Source organism: Hydrogenophaga sp., assembly GCF_022844385.1.
GTDB lineage: Bacteria > Pseudomonadota > Gammaproteobacteria > Burkholderiales > Burkholderiaceae_C > Hydrogenophaga.
Map to the genome: position 1 here is coordinate 1 of NZ_JALHLX010000015.1, position 24,221 is coordinate 24,221.

24 protein-coding genes and 1 tRNA gene are annotated in these 24,221 nt (G+C 60.7%); 8 read left to right on the forward strand and 17 right to left on the reverse strand.

Translation table 11 applies throughout. The annotated features are described in order from the left end of the window. The first annotated feature begins 375 nt into the window (after positions 1-375). The gene (locus Q0C59_RS04920; RefSeq protein ID WP_291212510.1) at positions 376-2,619 is read left to right on the forward strand and encodes an ATP-binding protein; all 2,244 of its coding nucleotides are present in this window, start codon (positions 376-378) and stop codon (positions 2,617-2,619) included. A gap of 282 nt (positions 2,620-2,901) precedes the next feature. Beyond that, complete coding sequence (locus tag Q0C59_RS19615; RefSeq protein WP_366518806.1) at positions 2,902-3,135, forward strand: response regulator; 234 nt, start codon at positions 2,902-2,904, stop codon at positions 3,133-3,135. A 90-nt stretch (positions 3,136-3,225) separates the two neighbouring features. Here the strand turns inward: Q0C59_RS19615 and Q0C59_RS04925 are convergent, their stop codons facing one another. Both Q0C59_RS04925 and Q0C59_RS04930 read right to left on the reverse strand, forming a co-directional pair. After that, the gene (locus Q0C59_RS04925; RefSeq protein ID WP_291212514.1) at positions 3,226-3,486 is read right to left on the reverse strand and encodes a disulfide isomerase DsbC N-terminal domain-containing protein; all 261 of its coding nucleotides are present in this window, start codon (positions 3,484-3,486) and stop codon (positions 3,226-3,228) included. Further along, positions 3,467-3,634, reverse strand: a complete 168-nt coding sequence (locus Q0C59_RS04930; RefSeq protein ID WP_291212517.1) for a hypothetical protein — start codon at positions 3,632-3,634, stop codon at positions 3,467-3,469. Before Q0C59_RS04930 ends, Q0C59_RS04925 begins: the two co-directional genes overlap by 20 nt. Positions 3,635-4,178: 544 nt before the next feature. Between Q0C59_RS04930 and Q0C59_RS04935 the strand changes: the two genes are divergently transcribed. Both Q0C59_RS04935 and cls read left to right on the forward strand, forming a co-directional pair. Then, the gene (locus Q0C59_RS04935) at positions 4,179-5,081 is read left to right on the forward strand and encodes a F510_1955 family glycosylhydrolase (protein ID WP_291212519.1); all 903 of its coding nucleotides are present in this window, start codon (positions 4,179-4,181) and stop codon (positions 5,079-5,081) included. 321 nt (positions 5,082-5,402) lie between these two features. Then, entirely contained in the window at positions 5,403-6,863 is a 1,461-nt protein-coding gene (cls, locus tag Q0C59_RS04940; protein ID WP_291212522.1) for a cardiolipin synthase, read from the forward strand. A gap of 50 nt (positions 6,864-6,913) precedes the next feature. On the opposite strand, the gene Q0C59_RS04945 is transcribed toward cls, so the two are convergent. Then, positions 6,914-8,041, reverse strand: a complete 1,128-nt coding sequence (locus Q0C59_RS04945) for an HAD-IC family P-type ATPase (protein ID WP_366518807.1) — start codon at positions 8,039-8,041, stop codon at positions 6,914-6,916. A gap of 249 nt (positions 8,042-8,290) precedes the next feature. Here Q0C59_RS04945 and Q0C59_RS04950 point away from each other — a divergent pair, with 249 nt between their 5' ends. Next, the gene (locus tag Q0C59_RS04950) at positions 8,291-9,844 is read left to right on the forward strand and encodes a methyl-accepting chemotaxis protein (protein WP_285887449.1); all 1,554 of its coding nucleotides are present in this window, start codon (positions 8,291-8,293) and stop codon (positions 9,842-9,844) included. 169 nt (positions 9,845-10,013) lie between these two features. On the opposite strand, the gene tnpC is transcribed toward Q0C59_RS04950, so the two are convergent. From tnpC to Q0C59_RS05005, 11 genes are all read right to left on the reverse strand, one after another. After that, on the reverse strand, positions 10,014-11,525 hold the full coding sequence (tnpC, locus tag Q0C59_RS04955; RefSeq protein WP_407066546.1) for an IS66 family transposase: 1,512 nt from the start codon (positions 11,523-11,525) through the stop codon (positions 10,014-10,016). Between the two features lie 84 nt (positions 11,526-11,609). Further along, entirely contained in the window at positions 11,610-12,026 is a 417-nt protein-coding gene (tnpB, locus tag Q0C59_RS04960; RefSeq protein ID WP_366518805.1) for an IS66 family insertion sequence element accessory protein TnpB, read from the reverse strand. Next, on the reverse strand, positions 11,939-12,277 hold the full coding sequence (gene tnpA / locus Q0C59_RS04965) for an IS66-like element accessory protein TnpA (protein WP_251711521.1): 339 nt from the start codon (positions 12,275-12,277) through the stop codon (positions 11,939-11,941). The genes tnpB and tnpA overlap by 88 nt, the downstream gene beginning before the upstream one ends. A 40-nt stretch (positions 12,278-12,317) precedes the next feature. Beyond that, the gene (locus tag Q0C59_RS04970) at positions 12,318-13,670 is read right to left on the reverse strand and encodes a cation-translocating P-type ATPase (RefSeq protein WP_291212532.1); all 1,353 of its coding nucleotides are present in this window, start codon (positions 13,668-13,670) and stop codon (positions 12,318-12,320) included. A gap of 79 nt (positions 13,671-13,749) precedes the next feature. Further along, entirely contained in the window at positions 13,750-14,751 is a 1,002-nt protein-coding gene (locus tag Q0C59_RS04975) for a cytochrome D1 domain-containing protein (RefSeq protein WP_291212661.1), read from the reverse strand. A gap of 124 nt (positions 14,752-14,875) precedes the next feature. Further along, positions 14,876-15,544, reverse strand: coding sequence for an isoprenylcysteine carboxylmethyltransferase family protein (locus tag Q0C59_RS04980; protein WP_291212536.1), 669 nt, complete (start codon positions 15,542-15,544; stop codon positions 14,876-14,878). Continuing rightward, positions 15,531-15,824 carry a DUF2933 domain-containing protein gene (locus Q0C59_RS04985; RefSeq protein WP_291212539.1) on the reverse strand — a complete coding sequence of 98 codons (294 nt, stop codon included), beginning with the start codon at positions 15,822-15,824 and terminating at the stop codon, positions 15,531-15,533. The genes Q0C59_RS04980 and Q0C59_RS04985 overlap by 14 nt, the downstream gene beginning before the upstream one ends. Position 15,825: 1 nt before the next feature. Beyond that, complete coding sequence (locus tag Q0C59_RS04990; protein WP_291212542.1) at positions 15,826-17,493, reverse strand: multicopper oxidase family protein; 1,668 nt, start codon at positions 17,491-17,493, stop codon at positions 15,826-15,828. Between the two features lie 45 nt (positions 17,494-17,538). After that, positions 17,539-18,033 (reverse strand): hypothetical protein, encoded by a 495-nt coding sequence (locus Q0C59_RS04995; protein WP_291212545.1) that lies wholly within the window; start codon positions 18,031-18,033, stop codon positions 17,539-17,541. Between the two features lie 137 nt (positions 18,034-18,170). Further along, complete coding sequence (locus Q0C59_RS05000; protein ID WP_291212547.1) at positions 18,171-18,545, reverse strand: hypothetical protein; 375 nt, start codon at positions 18,543-18,545, stop codon at positions 18,171-18,173. Between the two features lie 855 nt (positions 18,546-19,400). Further along, positions 19,401-19,476, reverse strand: a tRNA-Arg gene (locus Q0C59_RS05005). A 235-nt stretch (positions 19,477-19,711) separates the two neighbouring features. Here Q0C59_RS05005 and Q0C59_RS05010 point away from each other — a divergent pair. Beyond that, on the forward strand, positions 19,712-20,554 hold the full coding sequence (locus Q0C59_RS05010) for a cytochrome c5 family protein (protein WP_291212550.1): 843 nt from the start codon (positions 19,712-19,714) through the stop codon (positions 20,552-20,554). 30 nt (positions 20,555-20,584) lie between these two features. Here the strand turns inward: Q0C59_RS05010 and Q0C59_RS05015 are convergent, their stop codons facing one another. From Q0C59_RS05015 to Q0C59_RS05025, 3 genes are read right to left on the reverse strand one after another with little or no spacing between them, the layout of a single operon-like run. After that, the gene (locus Q0C59_RS05015; protein ID WP_291212553.1) at positions 20,585-21,121 is read right to left on the reverse strand and encodes a DUF2946 family protein; all 537 of its coding nucleotides are present in this window, start codon (positions 21,119-21,121) and stop codon (positions 20,585-20,587) included. A gap of 9 nt (positions 21,122-21,130) precedes the next feature. Beyond that, positions 21,131-22,129: a YheT family hydrolase gene (locus Q0C59_RS05020; RefSeq protein WP_291212555.1), complete on the reverse strand. Its 999-nt coding sequence runs from the start codon at positions 22,127-22,129 to the stop codon at positions 21,131-21,133. Next, positions 22,126-22,563, reverse strand: coding sequence for a nuclear transport factor 2 family protein (locus Q0C59_RS05025; protein ID WP_291212558.1), 438 nt, complete (start codon positions 22,561-22,563; stop codon positions 22,126-22,128). Before Q0C59_RS05025 ends, Q0C59_RS05020 begins: the two co-directional genes overlap by 4 nt. Before the next feature lie 137 nt (positions 22,564-22,700). On the opposite strand from Q0C59_RS05025, the gene Q0C59_RS05030 reads away from it, so the two are divergent. Together Q0C59_RS05030 and Q0C59_RS05035 are read left to right on the forward strand one after the other, a co-directional pair. Further along, positions 22,701-23,309: a LemA family protein gene (locus tag Q0C59_RS05030; protein ID WP_291212561.1), complete on the forward strand. Its 609-nt coding sequence runs from the start codon at positions 22,701-22,703 to the stop codon at positions 23,307-23,309. Next, positions 23,306-24,220 (forward strand): YgcG family protein, encoded by a 915-nt coding sequence (locus tag Q0C59_RS05035; RefSeq protein WP_291212564.1) that lies wholly within the window; start codon positions 23,306-23,308, stop codon positions 24,218-24,220. The genes Q0C59_RS05030 and Q0C59_RS05035 overlap by 4 nt, the downstream gene beginning before the upstream one ends. Position 24,221 lies beyond the last annotated feature (1 nt).

Sequence of the window (24,221 nt, forward strand, 5' to 3'; positions counted from 1 at the left end):
TGCTCCTGTCGTGATCGAGGCCAATTGCCTCGGCTCACAACATCGGCGCGTGCACCATCGCCGTCAACCAACCATCCCTGCTCGGAGACTACCGCGAGAGCGGTTTAGTCCCCAGACTGAACTCGGACGTTCGTCTTCGGGGCACCGAATCATCACGAAGATGCCTTCCGGTCATTGCAACAACCAGAGCCTGAACGGCCGCAGGTCCCTCCATACCAGTCATTCCCCCGAGCGTTCATTTTCAGACTCATTGGTTTTGTGGTGTGACTTATTGCCCCGATCCGTTGTACAGATTGACGATGGAGGAAGCAACGCTCGGTATCGGCGATGGAATCTTCATGTCCATCGTCTTTTCTGCCGATGATCACCCCACCTATGAAACTCCAATACAAAGCCTGGCTAATCGTTGTGGCCACCATCGGCCTGTTGACCACGGCCTCCGTCCTTGTCTCACAGCATTCGATCTCCAGGTCTTTTGAGGATCTGGAGCGACGGCAGTCTCAAGAGGAAAGTGAGCGTGCCCGCAGGCTGTTGAGCCAGCAGCTCGAAGGCTTGACGGCGACCATCATGGACTACGCGTACTGGACGGACACAGTGGAGTTCATCCAGGGATCGCGTCCAGAGTTCTTCACAGAGAACTTTGGTACCGACAACATGAAGTACCTCGGGATCACCAATATTCTGCTTCTAGATGCTCTAGGGCTCCCTCTTTCCGGTGCGGAACTGACAGCGGAACCGGCTCTGAAGCCGATCTCCGAAAGCATGTCGCAAATGCTACGCAGCCTTGCTGTTTCGGTCCTGTCCGACAAGACCAGCAAGACGATACTGCGGACCTACCGCCAAATCGATGGGGATCTGTACCTGGTGTCGATTGCGGCTGTGCGCAGCCAGTTGAAACCAGGCACCGCTCCAATGGGTGCTCTTGCCGCTGTTCGACGCTTTGACTCGACTGAGTTGACGCGATTCAGCGACATCCTCATGAACCCGGTACGGCTGAGTTTCGTCAATTCGTCCCCGTCGGATTTCCCTGTAGAGGGAGATGCGTCCGGACCAGCAAAAACTGAGGCTGCGGCACCCGTGCTCGACCAGGAGGGAAGACCGGTGGCATTTTTGGTCTTGGAACTCGATAGGCATCTTCACCAGGCGGGCCGCTCGCTTGCACTGGCAGGCGCCTTGCAGGTAGCAATGGCAGGTTTGGTGGTGGGAGCTTTGCTGGTGCTCCTGTTGAATCACCTTGTTTTGCGCAGATTGCAACGCACGCACCAGGAGTTGATTAATGTGACGCGCGCGGGAGTATCAGGGGACTCAAAGCTGTCGGTCGGAGGCGGAGATGAGTTGACTGATCTTGCACAGGGCATCAACGATCTTTTGGCTAAAACAAGAGAGGATGCGGTAGAGCAACGGCAGGCACACGCGCGCCAGGAAGCGCTTCATCTCCAGTTGATGCAAAGCCAGAAGACCGAGGCGCTTGGACGATTCACCAGCGGCATTGCACACGATTTCAACAATTCCTTGGCAGCGATCTCCGGATGGGTGCGGCTTGCAAACGAAGACCTGCCACCCAACCACCCGAGCGCCGAGTCGCTGGAGCAGGCCTTCAAGTCCATCCGCTACGCGTCAGGCTTGATGAAACAACTCCTGTCGTTCAGTCGTCAATCGACACCCTGTCTGGAGCGCATACGCGTGAGCGCACTGATCGCGGAGGCGCGCACCCTGGTTGCCTTGGGCTTGATGGGGAAATGCACTTTGCAGGTGGATCAACGAACCGAGGATGACTGGATCGAGGCGGATCCTACGCAGATGAAGCAAGTCATCGTCAACCTGCTCATCAATGCATGTGATGCGATGGACGGGAAGGGATTGATCACGATCACGCTCGACTCACATGAAACCACTCCGCCAGCGGGAAAAGCTCCAAACGTATTCTTTGATCAGCTCCCTGAAGGTCGATACGTCACGTTGAGCATCCGCGATGAGGGCCCAGGGATTGCGGCTGAGCATCTCGATCGCATTTTCGAACCGTTCTTCACCACCAAAGCTTCCGACAAGGGTACGGGTCTCGGGTTGTCGGTCGTGCAGGGCATCATGGCCCGACATTCAGGAGCAGTTCGCGTGACCAGCGCACCCGGAGAAGGCGCCTGCTTTGTGCTCATACTTCCAGCTCAGGAGCAACTCGGACTCTCCTCGCGCAACCAAGAAATGACTGTTTCATCTGCTCCCAAAAGACTACTTTACGCTGAGGACGATGCTTTGGTTCGTGACGCGTGGAGTGCGCTGCTGGAGCGCCAAGGATGGGTGGTGACAATTGCTCGCGATGGTGAGGAGGCTTGGAAAACGTTTCAAGCCAATCTAGGAAGATGGGATGCAGTTCTGACTGATCTATCCATGCCAAAAATGACAGGAATGCAACTGGCGCGCCATATCGGTTCAACAACTTCACCGCCACCTGTCATTCTCATCAGTGGGCAGATTGCGTTCGAGGACGAAGCACAGCTAGAAGGTGCTGGCTTCAATGCTGTATTGCATAAACCAACAGATCAGGATGAACTTTTGCGTGTGTTGAGTGAGGCGACCAAGACAGCGTCAAAGCTTGTTGTTCGGCACCCAGCAGCGCCATGAGGCGGATATATTGTTCACGAGCGAGCCCGGGAACGGCTCGACGTTTGGCATCTGTTTCCTCGCACAGGCGCCATCGGCGACGGGGGCGATCAAGCAACGGAGGGGCCTTCAGGACAGCACAAGAGTTTGAAGACATTGTTGATTGTTGATGAGGTGGCTCTTCTACGTGCCTTGGGCAAAATTCTGGAAGGCGAAGGCCATCGGGCAACTTCTGCCGGAGGCGGCCAGGAGGGGTTGGATCTGTTCAAGGCGAGTTTGAAAGCGGGTGGCTAGGACGCGGTCATCACAGATCTCGGCATGCCCCGGGTTGATGGGAATGCGGTGGCCACGGGGGTGAAGGACATGTCGACCAACACGCCCGTGATCATGTTGACCGGGTGGGGGCGACGCATGCAGGAGGACGCTGTCCTGCCTGCCGGCGTTGACCACTTGCTTGGCAAGCCTGCGCGCATCGCTGCATTGCGAGAGGCTCTGGCAAGTTGCATGACGGGGGGATTCAAGAAAGGCATTGGTTGAACCACCTACTGCCTTGTTGATCAGAGCCGAATAATGGTCATCAATCCCAGTCCGACCTGGGCTCTGGTGCTCACATTTGATGGTGTTTTTTTACTGCATAACCATGAAATTTTCAGTTCCTGAGAACGAGTCAGGGCTCATAAACACCGCGATGCTACGTGCACCGGTACCTCTGGTCCGATCAAACGCCCATTCGAGGGGGAGGCTTCCGAAAGGAAGCATATTGATCTGTTCGAGCCTGAGGTCGGTGAGATTTTGGTCGGCATTGATGTCAAACATCGGTCCGCCGAGAAGGTAGCGGCCATCCTCCGTGATGTAGACAATCCGGCCATCAATTGCAGCTTCGAGCACGCCCGGAATCCGTGTCTTCGAGATAGCTTGGGTCAAAACTGTTCGGGAACACCCGAAGCAGCGTCGCGCGCAAAGCAGCTTCATCTCCGGTGGCAGCAGCCACAGCTGCTACGGACACTATTGCCAGAAACAAAATCAAGCGCTTCACGGGCTACTCCTTCAGGTCCGAGGCGAGCCCTCGCCAATGCGCGACTTAAACGCACCGAAGTAGCGGCGGAGTGGCGTCTCGCCGTTGCTGGGAGCTGGCAGGTTCTTGAACACAGACCTTGAGGCCCAAAAGGGCTCGCACACCGTAACTACATCGACACGACTGGCTGTCTAGATAGGCGCCAGCCAGTCGTGTCGCACCGGACCGATCCAGCCTGGTTGCTAGCCCCGTCGTGTGCTTCTTTGAGCGACGGGGTAACAAGTGGGCTTCGCCGTCATCGGGGATTCGCTTTTTGCTGGGCGGACAAACTTGAGGAGCAATACTCTCGGCGGCAGGATATCGTCAGATGGTTCCGAGCGGGGGCACCTACCTGAAGTTCCCGCCCCCACTCGATCCGATAGCTATTTGCGAAGCGAAGTTGGCAAGTGATGGTTGTTGCTGCTGGAACTGGCGCCGAACCAGCTTCGCCGCCTGCCTCAGCGGTCGAGTTCACCAGCAGGCCTGACGATTTGACGCTCGCATCACCGCGAAATACCATGTCGTCATGGCACAGCATCCGCTTCGAATCGCGATTCTGTCTTTGGCCCTTCTCACGCCAACCATCGCGTTCGCCACCCAACCCGTCACACTGACACATTCCTACGGCTTGGTATACAGCGCCGATGGCAGGCAATTGATCATCACCAGTGACCAGGGGCTGGCCATCCACTCTGGTGGGAGGTGGTCGACCGCTGCAGGGGCTGCGCATGAGTTCAAGAGCCTCGCCGCCTCGCGTGATGCGCTGATCAGCAGCGGCCATCCTGCGCCTGAATCTAACATTGCCGATCCGATGGGACTGATCAAGAGCACGGACGGAGGAAAGACGTGGCGCAAGCTCGGGCTGCACGGCGAGTCAGACTTCCACACGTTGGCTGCGAGCCTCAGGGTCAATGTTGTATACGCGTCCAATCGCCAGCCGAATTCAAGGATGGGGAGGACAGGCATCCACTACACGCTTGACAACGGTGTTCGCTGGCGTCGAGCGGAGGCAAAAGGCTTGGGAGGGCCGATCCATCAGCTGGCTGCTCACCCTTCCGATCCGAGAATGGTTGCCGCTGCGAGCGATGCGGGGCTCTATTTCTCGCGTAACCATGCTGACACGTTTCATCGCCTCGGCGATCCTGGTTTCGTGCTCGCGGTCAGCTTCGATGTTGATGGGGAGCACGTGTGGTTCAGCGGCTATTCTGCGGAGAAACCGTCGCTCAGGAGGATTCGATTGACCAGCGGTGCCACTGCCGATGACGTCGCGCTTCCGCTCGAAGACGATGACGCAGTGGCCCGTATCGCACAAAACCCTGTGCGTTCTACAGAAATCGCCATCGCTACATTCAAGCGCAACGTGTTTGTCAGTCACGACCTGGGGAAGACGTGGGTACAGATTGCTTTTGCAGGGACCACGACCAGGTGAAATCGGCGCGTCCACAAACTGCGCACCGCTCGGCCTACTGAGTGAGCGCAACGTAGTGAGATTCTTGCGCGTTCAGGCCGAGCCAAAAATCCCAGGCTCTCGAATCGCTCAGTGCGGACTCGCATCCCGGGTGGTGTGGCTGGGCATGCCCTCCTATCATGGAGGTCCTCTATGTCGTTTTTTGTTCTTAGCTTGATGACCGAAATGGCGACAGCACTGTGATTTCTTGTTTTTTGAGGTGGCGGATACCTTGATCAGTCGTCGAGTCGGTCACATGACCACCTAAGAAAGATAGCCCACTGAAACCATGAACCACACAACATGAAAGCTTTCGAATGGCGTCATTTAGCTCATGCCGTGAAAAAGCACTGGATTGCATCAACTCTTGCTGTCGCACACGTTCTGGGCCTCTTTTCCTCTATTGATGCCTTGATGGACACACGCACAGCGCCTGGGGCTGTCGCGTGGATCATTTCGCTGAACACCTTTCCTGTGGTGTCGGTTCCAGCTTACTGGGTGTTTGGTCGTGCGAAATTCAATGGATATGTCATAGGTCGGCGGGACACTGACAGTCAACTTCATCATGCCCTTGCAAAAAAGATGGCGCTGGTGGAGTCTTTTTCTGTCAAGGATTTTTCATCGCATCTGGATATGACTGCGATGGAGCGCCTGGCCAAGCTCCCTACCCTCGAAGGGAACGATGTTGAATTGCTGACAGACGGCGAGGCCACCTTTCGAAGCATCTTTGAAGGCATTCAAAACGCCAATCATTACCTGCTTGTTCAGTTCTACATCGTCCGCGACGATATTGTCGGCAGAGATCTCAGCAAACTGTTGCAAGAGCGTGCCCGCGCCGGGGTGGCGGTGCACTTTCTGTACGACGAGATTGGAAGCTACCAGTTGCCACAAAGCTATCTGAACGAGCTTCGCTTCGCAGGTGTTCAAGTCAGGCCTTTTCATTCCACTAGAGGTAGCGGAAACCGGTTTCAGATGAATTTTCGCAACCACCGCAAGATCGTCATTGCAGACGGCGGGGTTGGGTGGGTGGGGGGCCTCAATGTGGGAGACGAGTACCTTGGGAGGGACCCCCGAATCGGTGCCTGGCGCGACACGCATCTGAGGCTGGCGGGTCCGGCCGTGTTTGGCCTGCAGTTGTCTTTCCTGGAGGACTGGTATTGGGCCACGGGCGAAGCCCTTGAATACGACTGGAAACCGGCTGAGGCCAATGGGCGAAACCTCCCTGTTCTCGTGTTGCCCAGTGGGCCAGCTGACCGCTTCGAAACCGCCAGTCTGATGGTGCAGCTGGCGCTGTCCAACGCCCGGAGCCGGGTCTGGATCGCAAGCCCCTATTTCGTGCCGGACGAAGGTGTTCAGGCTGCGATGAAGCTGGCGGCGTTACGCGGTGTGGATGTACGAATACTCATTCCAGAAAAACCGGACAACCCGCTGCTGTACTTTGCGGCGTACGCATTCCTTGGGCCTCTTCTGGAAGCCGGTGTCAATGTCTACCGATACCATGGCGGATTCTTGCATTGCAAGACCATTCTGGTAGACGACAAAGCGGCGGCAGTAGGTACAGTCAACCTGGACAACCGTTCCTTCAGGCTCAACTTCGAAATCACCACCTGGGTGTACGACCGTGGCTTTGCCGAGGAGATGGCGGCGAAATACCAGCACGACTTTTCCAGCGCTCACCTCATGACCGCCAGTGATGTCCATGACCGCCCTTGGTGGTTCCGTTTGGCGTCGCGAGCCGCCTACCTCCTGGCACCTGTTCTTTAAATCCCTTGCATGCTGCTGGCCTACACGTCGTGAGGGCCAGCGACACGCTCCTATCGAAGGTTCTTTCGGTAGCTTCGCTTCATGAGCAAAGAGTTGCCAATCACGGACAAAGAGCTGGCTGTCATCGCAATGACACCAATCATGGGGTGCAACAGGCCGGCGGCAGCAATGGGGATGGCGATGATGTTGTAACCACTGGCCCACAGCAGGTTTTGCACGATCTTGCTGAACGTGGCCCGCGACAGCTGCATGGCTTCGACCACCCCGGTCAGTTCGCCGCGCACCAGCGTGACATCTGCCGCTTCAATGGCCACATCGGCGCCGGCGCCAATGGCAATGCCCACATTGGCCTGTTTCAAGGCGGGGGCGTCGTTGATGCCATCGCCCACCATGGCCACGTGATTGCCGTACTTTTCCTGCAAGGCGCGAATGGCGTCGACCTTGCCCTCGGGCAGTACGCCAGCCTGCACTTCATCAATACCGACCTCTGCCGCCACCGCCTGCGCTGCGCGCTGGTTGTCGCCGGTCACCATCACCACATGCAGGCCCAGCGCATGCATGGCCTTGATGGCGGCTACAGACTCCTCCTTGATGGTGTCAGCCACTGCAACAATGCCCAGTACCTGATGGTTTTCTGCCACTAGCACGGCTGTGCGCCCCTTTTCCTCCAACCCGGCAAGCGCTTCCTTCAACGCTTCCAGCCCTTCCACACCGGCCTCATCCAGCAGACGGTAGTTGCCAATCAGCACTTTCCTGTTGTCGGCGACACCTGACACGCCACGTGCGCCGGTGGATTGAAATTCAGTGACTTCCAAGGGGTCTATCCCTTGGGCGCGGGCACCGTCCACAATCGCGCGGGCAATCGGGTGTTCAGAGGCGTTTTCAATGCTGGCAGCCATCAGCAGCAAATGTGCTTCATCCACACCGGTCGCCGCTACCACTTCAGTCATCTTCGGCTCGCCCTTGGTGATCGTGCCGGTTTTGTCCAGCACCATGACCTTGATGTCCTTAAAAGTCTGAATCGCCGTAAGCGCGCGGCGATCCCATCTTGATCGCAGGGCGCAAGGTTGTTTCCCAGAATGCGTTGTGTGGCTGACCGCTCCCGGTGCGGTACCAGTTCGCCAAGCTGGCCGGCGCCCTGCATATGCAGACGCTCCATCAAATCGGTCAGGGGACAGTCATCCCAAGCTGACGGAGGCGACCGGCCGTTTAGCGATGTGCTTGCCAAGCGTTTACTTTCGACCATCCGTACTGGAACCATATGAGTTGAAAAAACGGTTCAATTCTCGATATGCCCACCTAAAGTTCGAGCTTAGGATGTCGAAATGTTACAAGTCGTCATATTACGACCGCGTCGACCCGGTGCGCTGGCCAGTTGAAGAGTTGAATGGCCGTATCGACTCGACACATGTTCTAAGGAAGCAGACATGTTCAACGATCTCAAGATTTCCACCCGTCTGGTGGGTGCGTTCACTTTGCTTGTATTCATGCTCCTGGCAATCGGTGCACTCAGCGTTATGCGCACCATGGCGGTGCAAACCGACCTGGTTGACATCACAGAGCGCCGTATGAAGGTAATCGCCGATATGGAGTTGGTGCGAAATGAAACCAACTTGCAGGCCCGCGCGATCCGCAACATCGCTCTTCTTGCCGACCCGACCAAGGTTGCCCAAGAAAAACAATCCATCGCAGACTCGCGGGTAGCCGTGGACAAAATGACTGCCGAGCTTGATTCTTTGGTCATCTCTACCAAAAGCAAAGAAATTCAGGCTCAACTGGGACAGGCTCGAAAACCTTTTGACGACTCTGTGGACAGGTTTATTGCCCTGATCGACAGGAACGAACGGGATCCCGCCATCGCCCTTTTGTTCGAAACCGTGCGACCCTTGCAATTGACCTACATGAATGCGATTGATGAAGCGGTGAGCTATGAAGCCGCGGGCGCACAGGCCGCTAGCCAGTCGGCGCAGAGCGTAGTGAAGAACCTCATCATTACCATCGTGTCAGCCGTGCTTCTCACAGCCCTGGCCGCGGCGGTAGTAGCGGCTTGGATCATCCGCTCCATCACTGGCCCCATCAACAGTGCCGTTGAACTTGCACGCGCTGTGGCCGCGGGTGACCTCACCCGTGTGGTCGACGTGAAGTCAAAAAACGAAACTGGCCTATTGATGCAAGCCCTCGCAGATATGCAGACTGGACTTGTGCAGGTGGTGGGTCGCGTGCGCAGTGGCTCTGAATCCGTGTCCAGTGCAAGCGAACAAATAGCGCAGGGTAATCAGGACCTGAGCTCACGTACCGAAAGCCAGGCCAGCGCGCTGGAACAAACCGCTGCCTCGATGGAAGAACTGTCCTCCACCGTGCGCCAGAACGCCGACAACGCTGCCCAGGCCAACCAGCTCGCCCAGAGCGCATCGCGCGTGGCAGTGGAAGGCGGTCAGGTCGTCAGCCAGGTGGTGGACACCATGAAGGGCATCAACGAGAGCTCGCGCAAGATCAGCGACATCATCAGCGTGATCGACGGCATTGCATTCCAGACCAACATCCTCGCGCTCAACGCCGCAGTGGAAGCGGCCCGCGCTGGCGAACAGGGCCGTGGCTTTGCGGTGGTGGCTGGCGAGGTGCGTAACCTGGCACAGCGCAGTGCTGCCGCCGCCAAGGAAATCAAGCAGCTCATCAATGACAGCGTGGAGCGCGTGGAGAGCGGCACCGCGCTGGTCGACAAGGCCGGCACCACCATGAACGAGGTGGTGGACAGCGTGCGCCGCGTGACCGACATCATGGGTGAGATCAGCTCGGCCAGCAAAGAACAGAGCGACGGTGTGGGCCAGATCGGCGAAGCCGTGACCCAGATGGACCAGGCCACTCAGCAGAACGCCGCCTTGGTAGAGGAAATGGCGGCAGCAGCCAGCAGTCTACGTACACAGGCCACCGACCTAGTGACCTCGGTTGCAGTGTTTCGCCTATCCAGCCACGCGGCGTAATCCTGCTGTGTTCTTCATCAACCTGCCGTAGCGCACCTTCACAAACACGGAACTCCGTTTGATCGTACGTCAAGCCGACCCATCTTGGACATGACGGGTGTTGATGGAAAGGCACGCAACCAACCCATCTTGACTGCGTGACATGGTCAACTTCGATTTGGTGGTGCGGTTAGACCGGGTGCCAGCGAAACGGCAACAGCTCGCCGATCTGGCTGGCGCGCTGCATGGGCAGACGTGCCATCACATCGCGCAGATAGGCGTAGGGGTCATGCCCGTTCATGCGCGCTGACTGGATCAGGCTCATGACGGCTGCCGCCCGCTGGCCAGCGCGCAGGCTGCCAGCGAAGAGCCAGTTGTTACGGCCAATGGCAATGGGCCGGATCTGGTTCTCGATCCAGTTGTTGTCCACGGGCAGTTGCCCGTCACCGACGAACCGCGTCAACGCTTCCCAGCGCCGCAAGCTGTAGTCCAGCGCCTTGGCGCTCGCCGAACCTTCGGGCACCTTCTGACGTTGCAGCACCATCCACCGGTGCAAGGTATCGAGCAGCGGCTTCGTTTGCTGTTGCCGGGTGGCTTGGCGCTGATCGGCGCTGAGCTCCTTGACCTCACGCTCGATCTCGTAGACCCGACCGAACTGCTGCAGCGCGAACTCGGCGATCTGGCTTTGATTGGCCGCGTGCAGATCGAAGAACTTGCGCCGCGCGTGCGCCAGGCAGCCAACCTCGGTCACGCCATTGGCGATCAAGGCCTTGTAGCCACTGAAGTCGTCACATGTGAGGCTGCCCCTCCAGTCCCCCAGGAAGCGCCGAGCATGTTCGCCCGAGCGCGATTCACAGAAGTCGTAGACGACCAGCTTGGTGTTCTCGAAGGCACCCGTGGCGTAAGCCCAGAGGTAGGCGCGGTGCGTCTTGCCATTGCCCGGTTTGAGCATGGACACCGGCGTCTCGTCGGCATGCAGCACGCGGTGCTGCAGCAGCTCGTTTCTCATGGCATCCACCAGCGGCTGCAACTGCACGCCGCAGGAGCCCACCCATTGAGCGAGTGTGGAGCGCGGGATCGCCAAACCGGCGCGGCCGAAGATCGCTTCCTGGCGGTACAGCGGCAGGTGGTCCGCGTACTTTGCCACCAGCACCTGCGCCAGCAGCCCGGTGGTGGGGATGCCTTTGTCGATGACGTGAGGATCGACGGGGACTTGGGTGAGCGTCTCGCACTTCGCGCATGCCCACTTGCCCCGGATATGGCGCTCGACACTGAACACACCGGGTACATAGTCCAGCTTCTCGGCCACGTCCTCGCCCACGCGTTTCATCTGGCAGCCGCACTGGCACAGGGTGGACTCAGGCTCGTGGCGGATCTCGCGCCGCGGCAGGTTGGCCGGCAGCGGCGCGCGCTTCGGCGCCTTCTTCTCTTCCAGCTTGGCTGGTGCCTGCGCTTCCTGCAGCGCATCGATCTCCGTGGCCACGGCCGCCAGGTCGGCCTCGATCTCGTCTTCGAGCAGGCTCTTCTGTTCGGGGTTGAAGCGTTCGGATTGGGCCGCGAACTTCATGCGCTTCAAGAGCGCGTTCTCGTGCGTGAGTTTGTCCAGCAGCGCGCTCTGGTGGCGCAGCTGCGCCATGAGGCGCGTGGTCAGCTCACGCAGCTCTTCTGCGCACAGGCTCTGCAGGGATTGAGGCTCGACCACCATGGACATTCACTGTGCCAGCACTGGAATGTGCGCACCATTGGCGCATGCCCCAATTGGCAAGCACCGGTCTGCGCTTCAGAGTCAGACCACGGTGATGACACCACCGTCGCCAAGGCGCTGCCAGGGCAGGCCCAGCACCAGCGCATCGAACTGTGCGCGGGTGAGCGCGGCGGTGATTGCAGTATCACGCGGCCAGACGAACTTGCCGCTGTTGAGGCGCCGCGCTGCCAGCCACACACCGATTCCGTCGTGCACCAGCACCTTCATGCGGGTGGCTCTTCTGTTGGCGAACAGGTAGGCGTGGTGCGGTCGCGCCGCGCCGAAGACCGACACCACGCGAGCCAGCGCCGTCTCGGTGCCCGCTCTCATGTCCAGCGGCTCAGTGGCCAGCCACAGCGCATCAACCCGGATCACTTGAGCAGCTCTCGCAACCACACGGCGCACTGATCGGCCGCATCCAAGGGCCAGGTCACCGAGACGGTGGTGGCGCCACGGCACAGCTCGATGCGGATGTCCGGTGCAGGTGCGCACGCCGCGGGCGGCAGCGACACCTGAACGAATGCGGGCGCCTCCAGTGCAGGCAGCACGCTGCCATCTTGGCGGCGCCACTTGTGCACGACGTTGGCGTTGATGCCGTGCGACAGGGCAATGCCGGCCACCGAAGCGCCTGGCTCGGCGCACTCGGCAAGGATCTGCTGCTTGAGCTCGGCGCCGTACCTCCGGCGGGTCTTCTTCTTGGCTTCATTCATGGTGTCCACCTATTTGCTTGGTGGACACCATCGTTGCCGCTTAGACCAATCCCTTCAAGGGTGGGATGGCCGTGCGCTTACGAATCGCCTCACCGGAGCGGATCAGAATGCCGCGCTCTGCGCCAATGCCGGAGCCCACCATCAGTGCCGTGGGCGTTGCCAGTCCCAGTGCGCAGGGGCAGGCGATGACCAGCACGGCGATCGCGGCCAGTATGGCCAATACGCCAGTGTCTGCAGCCGGATTGACCCAGGGCAAAAAGCCGGAACCCCAGACCAGAATCGGTCTCAGGTTTTCACCGAACAGCAGCCACGCGAAAAGGCTCGCCAAGGAAATCAGAATCACCACCGGCACAAAACGACCCGTCATGCGATCAGCGAATTCCTGAATGGGAACGCGAGAACCTTGTGCCTGGTCAATCAAGCGGATCACCTGAGAGAGAAACGTATCACTGCCGACCCGTGACGCTCTGACCCGCAACCGTCCTTCCTTGTTGATGGTTGCACCAATGACCGCATCACCCTTGGCTTTGAATACCGGCACCGACTCGCCGGTCGCCAGCGATTCATCCACATGGCTCTCACCATCGATCACTTCGCCATCAGTGGGGATCTTGTCGCCGGGTCGCAGCACCATCACATCGCCAGGCTGCAGCTCCTTCACGGGGATTTCAATTTCAGCACCCTCACGTTCAATCCGAGCGGTCTTGGCACCCAGGGTCAACAAACGGCGAATGGCTTCAGATGCACGGCCCTTGGCCTTGGCCTCCAGAAAACGGCCCAGCAGATGAAACGTGGTGATCGTGGCGGCCATTTCAACAAAGGACGTCATGGGGTAGACAAAACCAGCCAGGCCGATCAGATACGGCGGGATGCTTCCCAACGAGATCAACACATCCATGTTGAACGTTCGATTTTTCAATGAACGCCACGAGGCCCGGTGCGTTGCTGCACCGCCATAGAGAAACACCACAGGAAATGCCAGCAGCACCACGATGGCCAGGTATCCAGGCACAGGCTGCCAGAACATATGGGGGACCATCAGCAACATGATCAGCGTGGTGGGCACACCCGCGATCCACAAACGTTGGCGTGCCTGAGACAGGTAGTTCTGCTCTGCCACTGTCTCTGCTTCGCCGTCCGAATCCTGCGCCTGTGAAACCGATGCCACCTCGTAGCCCGCGCCTTCTACCGCGCTCCGCAGCGCATTGGCATCCGGACCGCCATTGGAAGTGCTCACGTTCACGCGATGGTTGGCGATGTTGGTGGTGATTTCAGCAATTCCATCCAGCCGCTGCAAAGTGGTCCGGATGATCCCGGCGCAATGGTCTGAACCCATGCCCGGGACGATCAGTTCGGTGATTGAACCCGTTGTAGCGGTTGTTTCATTGGTCATGAGCGGACCTCTTGTGGCTGCGGATGGACTGAATGCATGGCCAGGTGCTTCGCATGGTGTTTAAGCGAAGCCGCCCATGTCAAGGCGCGATGCTGATGCCGTTGGGCGCCTTGCCCACCGGGATGGTCTTCGTGACGCTGCCGTCTTTCAGGTCCACCACGGAAACCGAGTTGGCGTAGATGTTGGTCACATAGGCCAGACGCCCGTCGCGATCTACCACCACGCCATGGGCGCCGTTACCGGTCTCCACGGTCTTGACGACCTTGAAAGTCTCCAGGTCAATCAGGCTGACGGTCTTGCCAGGCACCTTGCGCGTGCCCTGGTTGGCCACCAGCAGGGTGCGCGAGTCCGGTGTGGCAAACAGCTGGATGGGCACGGTTCCAACAGCGATTTTGCGAATCACTTTGCGCGTGGCAGGGTCGATCAGAGCGACGGCGTTTTCCTCAGACAGTGAGACAAAGGCGAAACGACCATCAGGCGCAAAACCCGTCTGGGCCGGGCCCTTGCCAACCGGCAACTGCGCCACCTCCTTCTGGCTGGCGGTGTCGATGACCGACACCGTTCCGCCCTTCAGGTTGGCCACGTAGACCTCTTTGCCATCCGGGCTGACTCGAAGGCCGTGGGGATACTGACCGACCGCAATGGTCGCCACGAGCTTTCGCGCCGACGTGTCGATCACGCTGACCGAGTTGTCGCCGCCGTTGGTGACGTAGGCAAGGCTGCCGTCTGGTGTCACCACCACATGGGCCGGGTGCGCTCCGACCGGCACCTTGTCGACGACTGCCTGGGTGCTGGTGTCGATGACCCAGACGGCCCCAGGTTGTGCCATTGCGCCGTGTGAGCCATGACCCCCACCCTTGTGCGGAACGTTCTGAGCAGGCTCACCATTGTTGGTCACCCATGCGAACTTGCCGTCGGGCGATACCTGCACGTTGTGCGGCGCCTGGCCGACGGGCACGCTGGCCAGCTTCTCGAACGAAACGGCGTCGTGCACGCTGACCATGTCAGCGCCCTCGTTGGCCACATAGACCTTGTCGGCGGCGAAGGTGGTGCCGGACCAGACCAGTAGGGCTATCTGCACCCCGGTCAAAAGCCAGTGGTTTTTTCTTGTATTCATGAGACATCCTTGTTGAGAAATACGGTTGAAAAAAGCCGAACTGCGGCGTGGTGGTCAGTCGCGTCGCAAAGGCAACGCACGGCCCAGGTCATTTCCCTGACGCCGAATTCGCCATCGGCTGTGAATTGCGCAGGCGCGGGAAGAATCGGGGTATGGACTGTGCGTATGCGTCGTAGTCCGGGCCGAACTGCTGGCGCATTTCGTTTTCTTCGGTGATGGCGAGTCGCCCGTACATCAAGAGCAAGACAGGAAACATAAGCAAGGTCAGCAGGGTCGGCCACTGCAGCAGGAAGCCCAGCAGGATCAGCACGAAGGCAACGTATTGCGGATGCCGGATGCGGGCGTAAGGCCCGGTGGTCGCCAGCGAGTGCTTCCGCTGTGCGTGGTACAGCACATGCCACGCGCTCGATAGCAAATAGAAGCCGTACCCCAGAAAGACGTAGCTGGCCAGATGCAAAACACCGAAATGGGGATTCCCTGTTTCGCCCAGCAAGGTGGACCACAGGTGGCCTGTGTTGTGGGTCAGCAGGTCAAGTTCGGGAAACCGCGTCGCCAGCCATCCCGACAGCAGGTAGATGGTCAGCGGGAAGCCGTACATCTCGACAAACAAGGCCACGATGAACGCGGAGAAGGCGCCAAAGCTGCGCCAGTCGCGCGTGGTAGCCGGCTTGAAGAAGCTGAAGGCGAACATGATGAAGATGGCCGAGTTGAGGGCCACCAGAAACCACAGGCCATAGGCCGTTTCACCGTGATTCATGGCCGTTCTCCTGGTTTGCCTGATCTGGCTCATGCACCCCGGTCCGTGGTTGATCAGCACCCGTGTGATGACCATGATCGCCATGGCCGCGGTGCATGAACAAATGCATCAACGGACAGATCAGGATCAGCAGAAACGGCCAGGCGCCAAAGATATGCGCCCGGTGCTCGGCCAACAGAAAGAATGCCGCGATCGCACCCATCACCATCAGGCCGATGCCATAGCGTGTGCGCCACAGGTTTCTGGGTGGGTTCGACTGGGGGGATGTAGGGTGCTTCATCTCATGCTTTCACGGTGTAGCGCAGCATCATTCCCGCTTCCGCATGTTCCAGCGTGTGGCAGTGAAAGACGTAGTCCTGATCGCCCACGTTCGGGTGGGTGAAGTCGATGGCGATCCGCACGGATTCGCCGGGCCACACATGCACGGTGTCGATGAGACCCTGATCCTGCGGCAGCAGGCCTCGTGCGCCCGCCAGCTCGCGCACGGGTGTGGGGCTGCCCAGGCGTTCAATCACCCTGAACAGAAAGCCGTGAAGGTGCATGGGGTGGGGCATGCTGCGTTCGGCGTTTTCGATCAGCCAGTTTTCGCGGGCGCCTCGCTGCACGCTTAGCGCCGCCACTTTCGGGTCGAAGATCTGGCCATTAATCGTCCAGTTGCCTGTGCCGTTGTGCCCGAGTTGCATGCGCCGAGGCGGGTTTGCGTTGGCAGGCGCGGCTGGCAGGCTGGACAGCACCGCAGGCACGCGGCGTTCGTACCGGGCCGATTGTTTCAGGTCGATGCGCATCAGCGCGCGCGCGTCGCCTTCCATGCCCATGGCATGGGACGGCTCCACCGCGGGTGCCACCCCTTGCTGGCCATGCCCCATGCCGGCCATGGTTGGCGCAGCGTGGTTTGCGTGGCCCTGATCATGGCCACCTTCGTTGTGCATGGGGTCGAAGGTGAGCGAGGCCAGCGTCACAGGCAGGGCAGGGTCGGCTTCGCGCAGATCCACCAGCACGTCCAGCCGCTGGCCGGGGGCGATGAAGGTCTGGTCAATGCGCAGCGGCTGGGCCAGCAAGCCACCATCCGTACCAGCCAGAAAGAACCCGAGGGGGCGCCCGCCCTGCACGAAGGCCAACCGGTAGTTGCGTGCGTTGCTACCGTTGAGAACGCGAAAGCGCACGATGCGGCGGCCGACCTGGATGAATGGACGCTCCGTCAGATTGACCAGCAAACGGTCTCCCAACCAGCCACCAAAGGACTGGGCGGTCGTGGGCGCGTAGCGCAGTCGCCCCTGCGCATCGAACTCGCGGTCCTGCAACACCAGGGGGATTTCAGTTTCGCCCAGGGCCAGGTCCAGCTCCTTGCGCAGCGCAACCTCATCGTCGTCTTCCACAAACAGCAGGCTGGCTAGGCCGTGGTAGGCCTGCTGCGGTATGAAGCCGTGCGCATGGGGGTGGTACCAGTACATGGACGAGCGGTCGCGCAGGGTGAAGTTGTAGTCCATGCTGCGCCCGGGTAGCACCACGCTGAGCCCATTGCCGTCGTTGCGTGAATCCACGCTCAGGCCGTGCCAGTGGATGACGGTGGGTTCATCGATGCGGTTGGTCATCCGCACCCGCATGTCGTCGCCGCGGCGGGCCAGAATCGCCGGGTTCAGGAAGGTCTTGCCGCCCGATTCGACGGCATAGGCCAGGAAGGGTGTGCGCCGGCCGGGGAGAACCTCGATCTCGGTGCGCACCACCTGCACCTCGCGGAACTCGGACACCGGGAGCACGCCGAAGAGGCCGCTGCTGCCGGGCAACCGCAGCGGATTGGTGAATCCCGCCGCCTCTTTTTCGATGCCGGCGATCTCTGCCGTCATGGCACCTGCCGCGCCCGGGGAGGCGGCCAGAACGCCTGGAACAGAACCGGCTGCGCCCAGCGCGCCGATGCTGCCAAGGAAGTGCCGTCGCGTGAATGTGGTCATTTCAGAGCTCCTGTTGTGGGTTGTGTCGTGGGCGGTGATGGCCCATTACTTGCCCGCAGGAGGCATGGCAGCACCTGGCATGCGCTGCATCATCATTTCCATCATGGTCTGCATCATTTCCATGTGCATCGCCATCGCCTGATGGTGTTTGGCCATGTCTTTCATGGGCATGTCTTTCATGCCCGCCATGCCTGGCTTGACTTGCATGTTCCCCATGCCCTGCATGCCTTTCATCATCGCCATGCCCTCGTGCATGCTTTTCATGTGTTCGTCCATCAAGGCCTGCCGTTCGGCCGGCGTTTTGGCATTCATCATCTTGTCGCGCATTGCCTGCATGTTTTTCATGCGTTCGTCCATGGCGGCAGGTGCTGCGGGTGCAGGTGTTGAAGGTGCCGGTGCCGCAGCAGTGGCTGGATGGTGGTCGGCATGCGCGCCGCCGCCAGCAGTCGACGCAGGGCCCGCGACCGGTGGGGTCGGGTTCGCGTATGCGGTCAGGAAAGCAGTGCTCGAGAGCGCAATGAGGGTGATGAGTTTTTTCATGGTGGTGTCCTGTGAATGAGTACGGGTGGCGCCAGCGATGACGTCACGGTGGGAAGAACCGAAATGATCGGAAAGGTGTGGGCCGCCGGGGCAGGCCAGAACGCGGGAGCGCGGATCGCGGTTGCCCGCGATGCGTCCTATAAGGTCAGGCGATGGGGTCGCGCAGCAATGGGCAAGGCCATGTGCGCGGGTCGGTGGCTGAGCACCGGAAGTTGATCGGCAGTGGCTGGCGACACTGCGGGCACCAGTGCCCGGGTTACGGCGCCGACCGTGCCCGACCCGTCATCGCTGAGGGGCTGGGCGATCTTCTGGATGGCCAGCCTGGGTTCATCGCAGAACTTCAGACAACCAGCGGTGCCGTGATTCGGCGCTTCTTTCTGATGGGTGTGGGCGACAGACGTACCGAGGTATGCCACCGAGACCGATGACTGGGTGCCGTCGTTCGACGTGTTCAGCAGGCAGGCATTGGCCACACCTGCGCCCAACGCAAACAGCCACACCAGCAGAATCATCCTGGTGATGTGTGGCAGTGAGCGGCGGGACAGGCGCATGTTCGTTGAGGGTTGAGGAAGCAACGGCCTAAGGCTAAAGCTTGGCGCTCTTTTTGCATTGACACAGATCAACAAAGGCGGCCATGGCACGAAGCTCGGCTGAAGCAAGGTGTAATGGGCGCCGTCACGGTCAGTGAGCCACCGAACAAATCGAACCGCATTGAGCATGCCTGGCTTGGTGAATTCAGTGTTCGCCAAGGTGAACCTGACCGCCACCTGCGCAACTCGCTGCGTTTAAACGCGGGACCAACTTGCGCTTTCAGCCAAGGGCAGTTTTTGCTGACCCGGTGAGACAGTGATCAGCCAGCCCGCGCTTGGCTAGCCACGTCTTTGCAGAGGAAGCCAGCGGCGGCTTTGCTCTCATGAGCTGTCGTAGGACCAGCGGCATTGCGAATGTGTGGAAGACAGCTATGAGGACACAACCGCGAAGTGCAAGAGCCAACACCAAGGACAGGATTCGCTGCAGTTCAGTCCTTGACGTCATGATGTCTCGCTGTCGCACTCGGTGGTCATGAATCATCACTCTTCAGCTTCGGCCAGCTAGAAGAAAGCTCTATCTGCGCGTGTGGACTATTGAATGGCATTCGAGCAAATGCCTGGGCCACAGTCCAAGGGTCATAAATGACCGCTGCTGCTGGTCGACAGGTTATTCGTGGGCCATGAGTGGGCCACGGATGGGCCACAGGAAATGTTCAGAAGAACTTCTGACCCTCGTCCGCCGCGTCTCTCAGGGCCCATGGCCTGTGCTGAAAAGGTGAGTTCGGAATCACTCGACTGCTGCATGGGCCATGAGAGGCTCACGTAAGTCGTTGATTTTGGTGCGGCTGGCGGGGATCGAACCCACGACCCTCGGCTTCGGAGGCCGATACTCTATCCACTGAGCTACAGCCGCATGCTGTTTGGAGACCAAGAGTCTACCTGTTGCGTTTTTCGCCGACGACGACAGCCTTCGGAGGCCAATACTCTATCCACTGAGCTACAGCCGCAACCACTTTCATTCTATCAGCGAGGGGCTTTCCCGAGGCCTGGCCAGAGGGCCTTGGCTATAATCGAAGGCTGTGCAGAACCATTCTTTACGGGCCGAGCTGTCATTGCATTGACCTGCTCTGCCATCCCTTGAGGACATCATGAGCGACCACGAGCACCACACCGGCCCGATCAAGACACCTTCGCAGTTGCTGTGGACGTCATTCTTCGCATTTGTCGCTCCCATTTTCATCATCATCGGACTCGTCTATGCCGTGACCTCGGGCGACAAGCCTGCGATGGGCGCTGCCGATCCCGAGTTGGCGATTGCACAACGCATCCAGCGTGTGGGCACGGTTGAGCTGCGCGATGCCAACCGTCCGCTGGCGTCGGGTGAAGCGGTTTACGCTGCCCAGTGCATGGCCTGCCATGCAGCGGGTGTGGCCGGCGCGCCGAAGTTCGGCGACGCGGCTGCCTGGGCACCCCGCATCGCCACCGGCTATGAAGCAATGCTGGTGTCGGTTCTCAAAGGCAAAGGTGCCATGGGCGCTCAGGGCGGTGGCGCGTACCGCGACGAGGAACTGGGTCGCGCTGTGGTGCACCTGGCCAATGCGGCCGGCGGCAAATTTGCTGAGCCCGAGGCGGCTGCGCCGGCAGCGGCAGCGGCCCCAGCGGCAACTCCGGCCGCAGAAGCACCTGTCGCCGCTGTAGCCGCCGCGCCAGCTGCGCCTGCCCCAGCTCCAGCGGCCGCCACCACGGTGGCCGCTGCTTCCGGTGAAGCACTCTACAAGCAGGCTTGCGCGGTCTGCCACGTGGCTGGAGTCGCTGGTGCACCCAAGTTGACCGACAAGGCGGCATGGGCGCCCCGCTTGGCTTTGGGTCTTGACGGCCTAACCGCCAGCGTGATCAAGGGCAAGGGAGCCATGCCACCCAAAGGTGGTTCAACCGCATCGGATGCCGACATCAAGGTTGCCGTGCAGTACATGCTCGATTCTGTGAAGTAGAGATCCTTCACAACCAGCAAAAAACCGGCTTCAAGCCGGTTTTTTGTCGTTTGATGCCTTGGGGCTCTGCAAAAAGCGGCCTCGAGTACGCAGTTCCTCGAACAACACCATTTCTGGATTCCAGTCACCAGCCTCCACTCGGTCGGCTGCCAGCGCCATGTCGGCACTGTGCACCAGCCCGAGACCGAGATCGGTCGCTAGATACAACTTGCCTCCTTCATCCAGCAGGCTGGCCAGAACCTGCACGGGCGAGCCGGTGTGGCTGAGCACACGCCCATTGGGTTGCAGGCGCCAGATCCAGGGCGTGGCTTCGAGCTCCACGTAAACACGCTGCGGTCCATTCTGAAAGTACCACCGGCCTTGTGCATCGGCCGCATAGTTGCGCTGGATGAACTCGATGAGCTTCTCATGCTGGAGCAGCGACCCCTTGCTGGCGGGGAAAGGCCCGGCGGCCTGCACGCGGTCGTCGCGCATGTACCAGTTGCCGCGCGCGTCCAGCCCGAGCCAGCCGAAGCAGTCGGGCACGTTGGGCCACTTGGCCATGGCAGCTTTGACGATGTCGTCCATGGTGTTCGATCAAAGGTGAGCGAGGAGCCAGTGTCCCACGGCCTCGGGCATGGCGCGCACATGGCCGGGCAGACCGAGCGCACCGTGCGACACGGGAAACCCCACATGTCCTCCTTGCTCGGGTTGCCACAGCGTCACGTGCCGCCCAACCTGTTGCTGAGTGGGCAGGGAAGCCGCCGGCACAAACGGATCGTTTCGGGCATTGAGTGCGAGCGCGGGCACGCGGATCTGGTGCAACACCGGTTTGGCCGACGCGCGCGACCAGTAGTCGGGCGTGTCCCGAAAGCCGTGCAGCGGCGCGGTGAACAGGTTGTCGAACTCGAACAGGTCGCGTGCGGCCAGCAACGCGGACCGGTCGAACAGGCCGGGGTGCTGATCCAGTTTCTTCAAGGCCTTGGGCACCATGCTGGCCATGAACATGCGGGTGTATATCAACCGGTTGAAGCCACGGCCAATGGCGTGACCGCCTGCGGCCAGGTCCAGCGGTGAACAGATGGACGCCACCGCCCGCACATGCCGGCTGGCGGACTCGCCCATCTCGGCGGCCCAGCGCATGAGTGCATTGCCACCCAGCGACACGCCTGCAGCCATCAAGGGTCGCCCGGGGTGCTCCGCGGCGAAACGTCTGAGGATCCAGTCGATCTCTTCAAAATCACCCGAGTGGTAGGCGCGTGGCGCGTGGTTGAGTTCGCCCGAACAGCCCCGGAAGTGCGGCACGGCGAAGGCCAGGCCATGGGTGGCCGCAAAGTCGGCGAAGGCCACCGCGTACTGGCTGGCCGACGAGCCTTCGAGACCGTGGAACAGCACCAGCAAGGGAGCGCCAGCGGCGGCAGTTGGCTGCGCATGGTCAACGTCGATGAAGTCGCCATCGGGCGTGTTCCAGCGGCTGCGCGTCCACGTGGGGGCCGGGCCGAAGTGCCGGCGGCTGGCCAGCGCGGCCCACAAGGTCTGCGCGTTGCCACCGGGCAGCCACCACGGAGCGGCGTAGTGAAAGCTGTCGGTGTTCAATGCAGAACCGGTCTTGCAGTGAGCACCTCGGGTGGCTCGGTGCGCATGCCCGGGCTGGCGTGGTGCGCCACCATGCGCCAGCCCTGCGCGGTCTTGGCGTAAACGTTGGTGGCCACCACCCAGGCGTGTTGCGGTCCGTCGTCGGTCATCACGGCCACGCGTTCGACCAGGCTGTGCACGCTGCACGCACCGGCGTCCAGGCGCCGCACCTTCTCCGGAAAGGCTTGCACGCTGCCGTTGGAAAACATGGCCTCGAACGCTGAGCGCACCGCCGCATGACCGACCAGCCGTGGGCCGCCAGGATGCACGCAGACGATGTCGTCCTCGTCGGCCCAGCAGGCCATGAGCCGTTCGATATCGGCGTGTTGCAGGGCGTCGTAAAACGCGGCTTCCGTGTCGTCGGCAGCGCCTGGCGGGAGTTTGGGTTTTCGCATGGCCATATTTTGACGGCAGCGCACCGTCTGTGTGACCGGGCGCACCGCTTTGCGTCACGCCCCGGGGGTATAGTCCCGCAGATTCAAGGCTCAGGCAGAGCCTCGGCATGAACGGCCAGCTGGCCAATGGAGGTTTTATGCACACATCCTTGCGCTCCGTCACCACCTGGCTCGCTGCCCTGTTCTTGTCCATCGGACTCACGGGATGCGGCTACAACGACTTCCAGCGGCTGGACGAACAGACGCAGTCGGCCTGGTCGGAAGTGCTCAACCAGTACCAGCGCCGCGCCGACCTCATCCCCAACATCGTGGCCACGGTCAAAGGCGAAGCCAACTTCGAGCAGGAGACGCTCACCCGCGTGATCGAAGCGCGCTCCAGGGCCACCAGCATCCAGGTGACGCCCGAGACGCTGAACGACCCCGCCGCCATGCAGCAGTTTCAGGCCGCTCAGGGTGAGTTGGGCAGTGCGCTCAGCCGACTGATGGTGGTGGTGGAGCAGTACCCCAACCTCAAGGCCAACCAGGGGTTCAGCGACCTGCGGGTGCAGCTCGAAGGCACCGAAAACCGCATCACGGTGGCGCGCAACCGTTACATCCAGACCGTGCAGGAGTACAACGTGCTCTCGCGCAGTTTCCCCACCAACCTCACCGCCATGGTGTTCGGCTACGGACCCAAAGCCAACTTCCAGGTGGCCAACGAAGCGGCCATCTCCGCACCGCCCACGGTGGACTTCAAGAAGCCATGACACGCTTGTGCGCCCGGTGCCTGCTGGCGCTGGGACTGTGGGGGATGCTGGCCTTCGCGTCGGCCCAGGGACTGTTGCCGGTCCCTGCGCTGAGCGCGCGTGTGATCGACCAGACCGCCACGCTGGACGCCGCCAGCCTCGCCGCCCTGGAGGCCAAGCTGGCTGCGTTCGAACAGTCCAACGGCTCGCAAGTGGTGGTGCTGATGGTGCCGACCACCGCCCCCGAGGACATCGCCGACTTCACGCAGCGCGTGGGCGATGCGTGGAAGATCGGCCGGGCCGACGTGGGTGATGGCGCCCTGTTCATCGTTGCCAAGGACGACCGGCGCCTGCGCATCGCCACCGCCAAGGCGCTGGAGGGTGCAATCCCCGATCTGATGGCCCGCCGCATCCTGGACGGTGCCGTGACACCCGCCTTTAGGCAAGGCGACTACGCAGGCGGCATCGACGCCGGCGTTGACCAGATCCTGGCGCGCATCCGAGGTGAGGAACTGCCTTTGCCCAACGCCTCGGCGGCGCAGCGCGCGGCCGGATCCAGCGACTTCGAGTGGATGGACGCGCTGATCTTCCTGGTGTTCGCGGTGCCCATGCTGTCCGGGCTGCTGCGTGGCATGTTCGGCAACAAGCTCGGCACCGTGCTCACCGGGGTGGGCGCGGGCGGCTTGGCATGGGTGCTGACCGCCGTGGTCTGGGTGGCCATCGGTGCCGGCCTGCTGGGCATGCTCGCTGCGCTGTTCATGCAGTTCCTTCCGGCGGCTTCCATGGGTGGCTCAGGCCGCAGCGGCCGCTCGGGTGGCTGGGGTGGTGGTGGCTTGGGTGGCGGAGGCTTTGGAGGGGGGCGCGGCGGCGGTGGGTTCAGGTCGGGGGGTGGCGGGAACTTTGGCGGTGGCGGTGCCTCTGGCGGCTGGTGAG

Bases quoted from the DNA above. Each gene is read 5' to 3' on its own strand.
- Q0C59_RS05030 (WP_291212561.1), top strand. From the start codon at position 22,701: ATGCACACATCCTTGCGCTCCGTCACCACCTGGCTCGCTGCCCTGTTC.
- Q0C59_RS04970 (WP_291212532.1), bottom strand. From the start codon at position 13,670: ATGACCAATGAAACAACCGCTACAACGGGTTCAATCACCGAACTGATC.
- tnpA (WP_251711521.1), bottom strand. From the start codon at position 12,277: ATGAATGAAGCCAAGAAGAAGACCCGCCGGAGGTACGGCGCCGAGCTC.
- Q0C59_RS04935 (WP_291212519.1), top strand. From the start codon at position 4,179: ATGGCACAGCATCCGCTTCGAATCGCGATTCTGTCTTTGGCCCTTCTC.
- Q0C59_RS04990 (WP_291212542.1), bottom strand. From the start codon at position 17,493: ATGACCACATTCACGCGACGGCACTTCCTTGGCAGCATCGGCGCGCTG.
- Q0C59_RS04985 (WP_291212539.1), bottom strand. From the start codon at position 15,824: ATGAAGCACCCTACATCCCCCCAGTCGAACCCACCCAGAAACCTGTGG.
- Q0C59_RS04920 (WP_291212510.1), top strand. From the start codon at position 376: ATGAAACTCCAATACAAAGCCTGGCTAATCGTTGTGGCCACCATCGGC.
- Q0C59_RS05010 (WP_291212550.1), top strand. From the start codon at position 19,712: ATGAGCGACCACGAGCACCACACCGGCCCGATCAAGACACCTTCGCAG.
- cls (WP_291212522.1), top strand. From the start codon at position 5,403: ATGAAAGCTTTCGAATGGCGTCATTTAGCTCATGCCGTGAAAAAGCAC.
- Q0C59_RS04995 (WP_291212545.1), bottom strand. From the start codon at position 18,033: ATGAAAAAACTCATCACCCTCATTGCGCTCTCGAGCACTGCTTTCCTG.
- Q0C59_RS05000 (WP_291212547.1), bottom strand. From the start codon at position 18,545: ATGATTCTGCTGGTGTGGCTGTTTGCGTTGGGCGCAGGTGTGGCCAAT.
- Q0C59_RS05015 (WP_291212553.1), bottom strand. From the start codon at position 21,121: ATGGACGACATCGTCAAAGCTGCCATGGCCAAGTGGCCCAACGTGCCC.
- Q0C59_RS05025 (WP_291212558.1), bottom strand. From the start codon at position 22,563: ATGCGAAAACCCAAACTCCCGCCAGGCGCTGCCGACGACACGGAAGCC.
- Q0C59_RS05035 (WP_291212564.1), top strand. From the start codon at position 23,306: ATGACACGCTTGTGCGCCCGGTGCCTGCTGGCGCTGGGACTGTGGGGG.
- Q0C59_RS04950 (WP_285887449.1), top strand. From the start codon at position 8,291: ATGTTCAACGATCTCAAGATTTCCACCCGTCTGGTGGGTGCGTTCACT.
- Q0C59_RS04980 (WP_291212536.1), bottom strand. From the start codon at position 15,544: ATGAATCACGGTGAAACGGCCTATGGCCTGTGGTTTCTGGTGGCCCTC.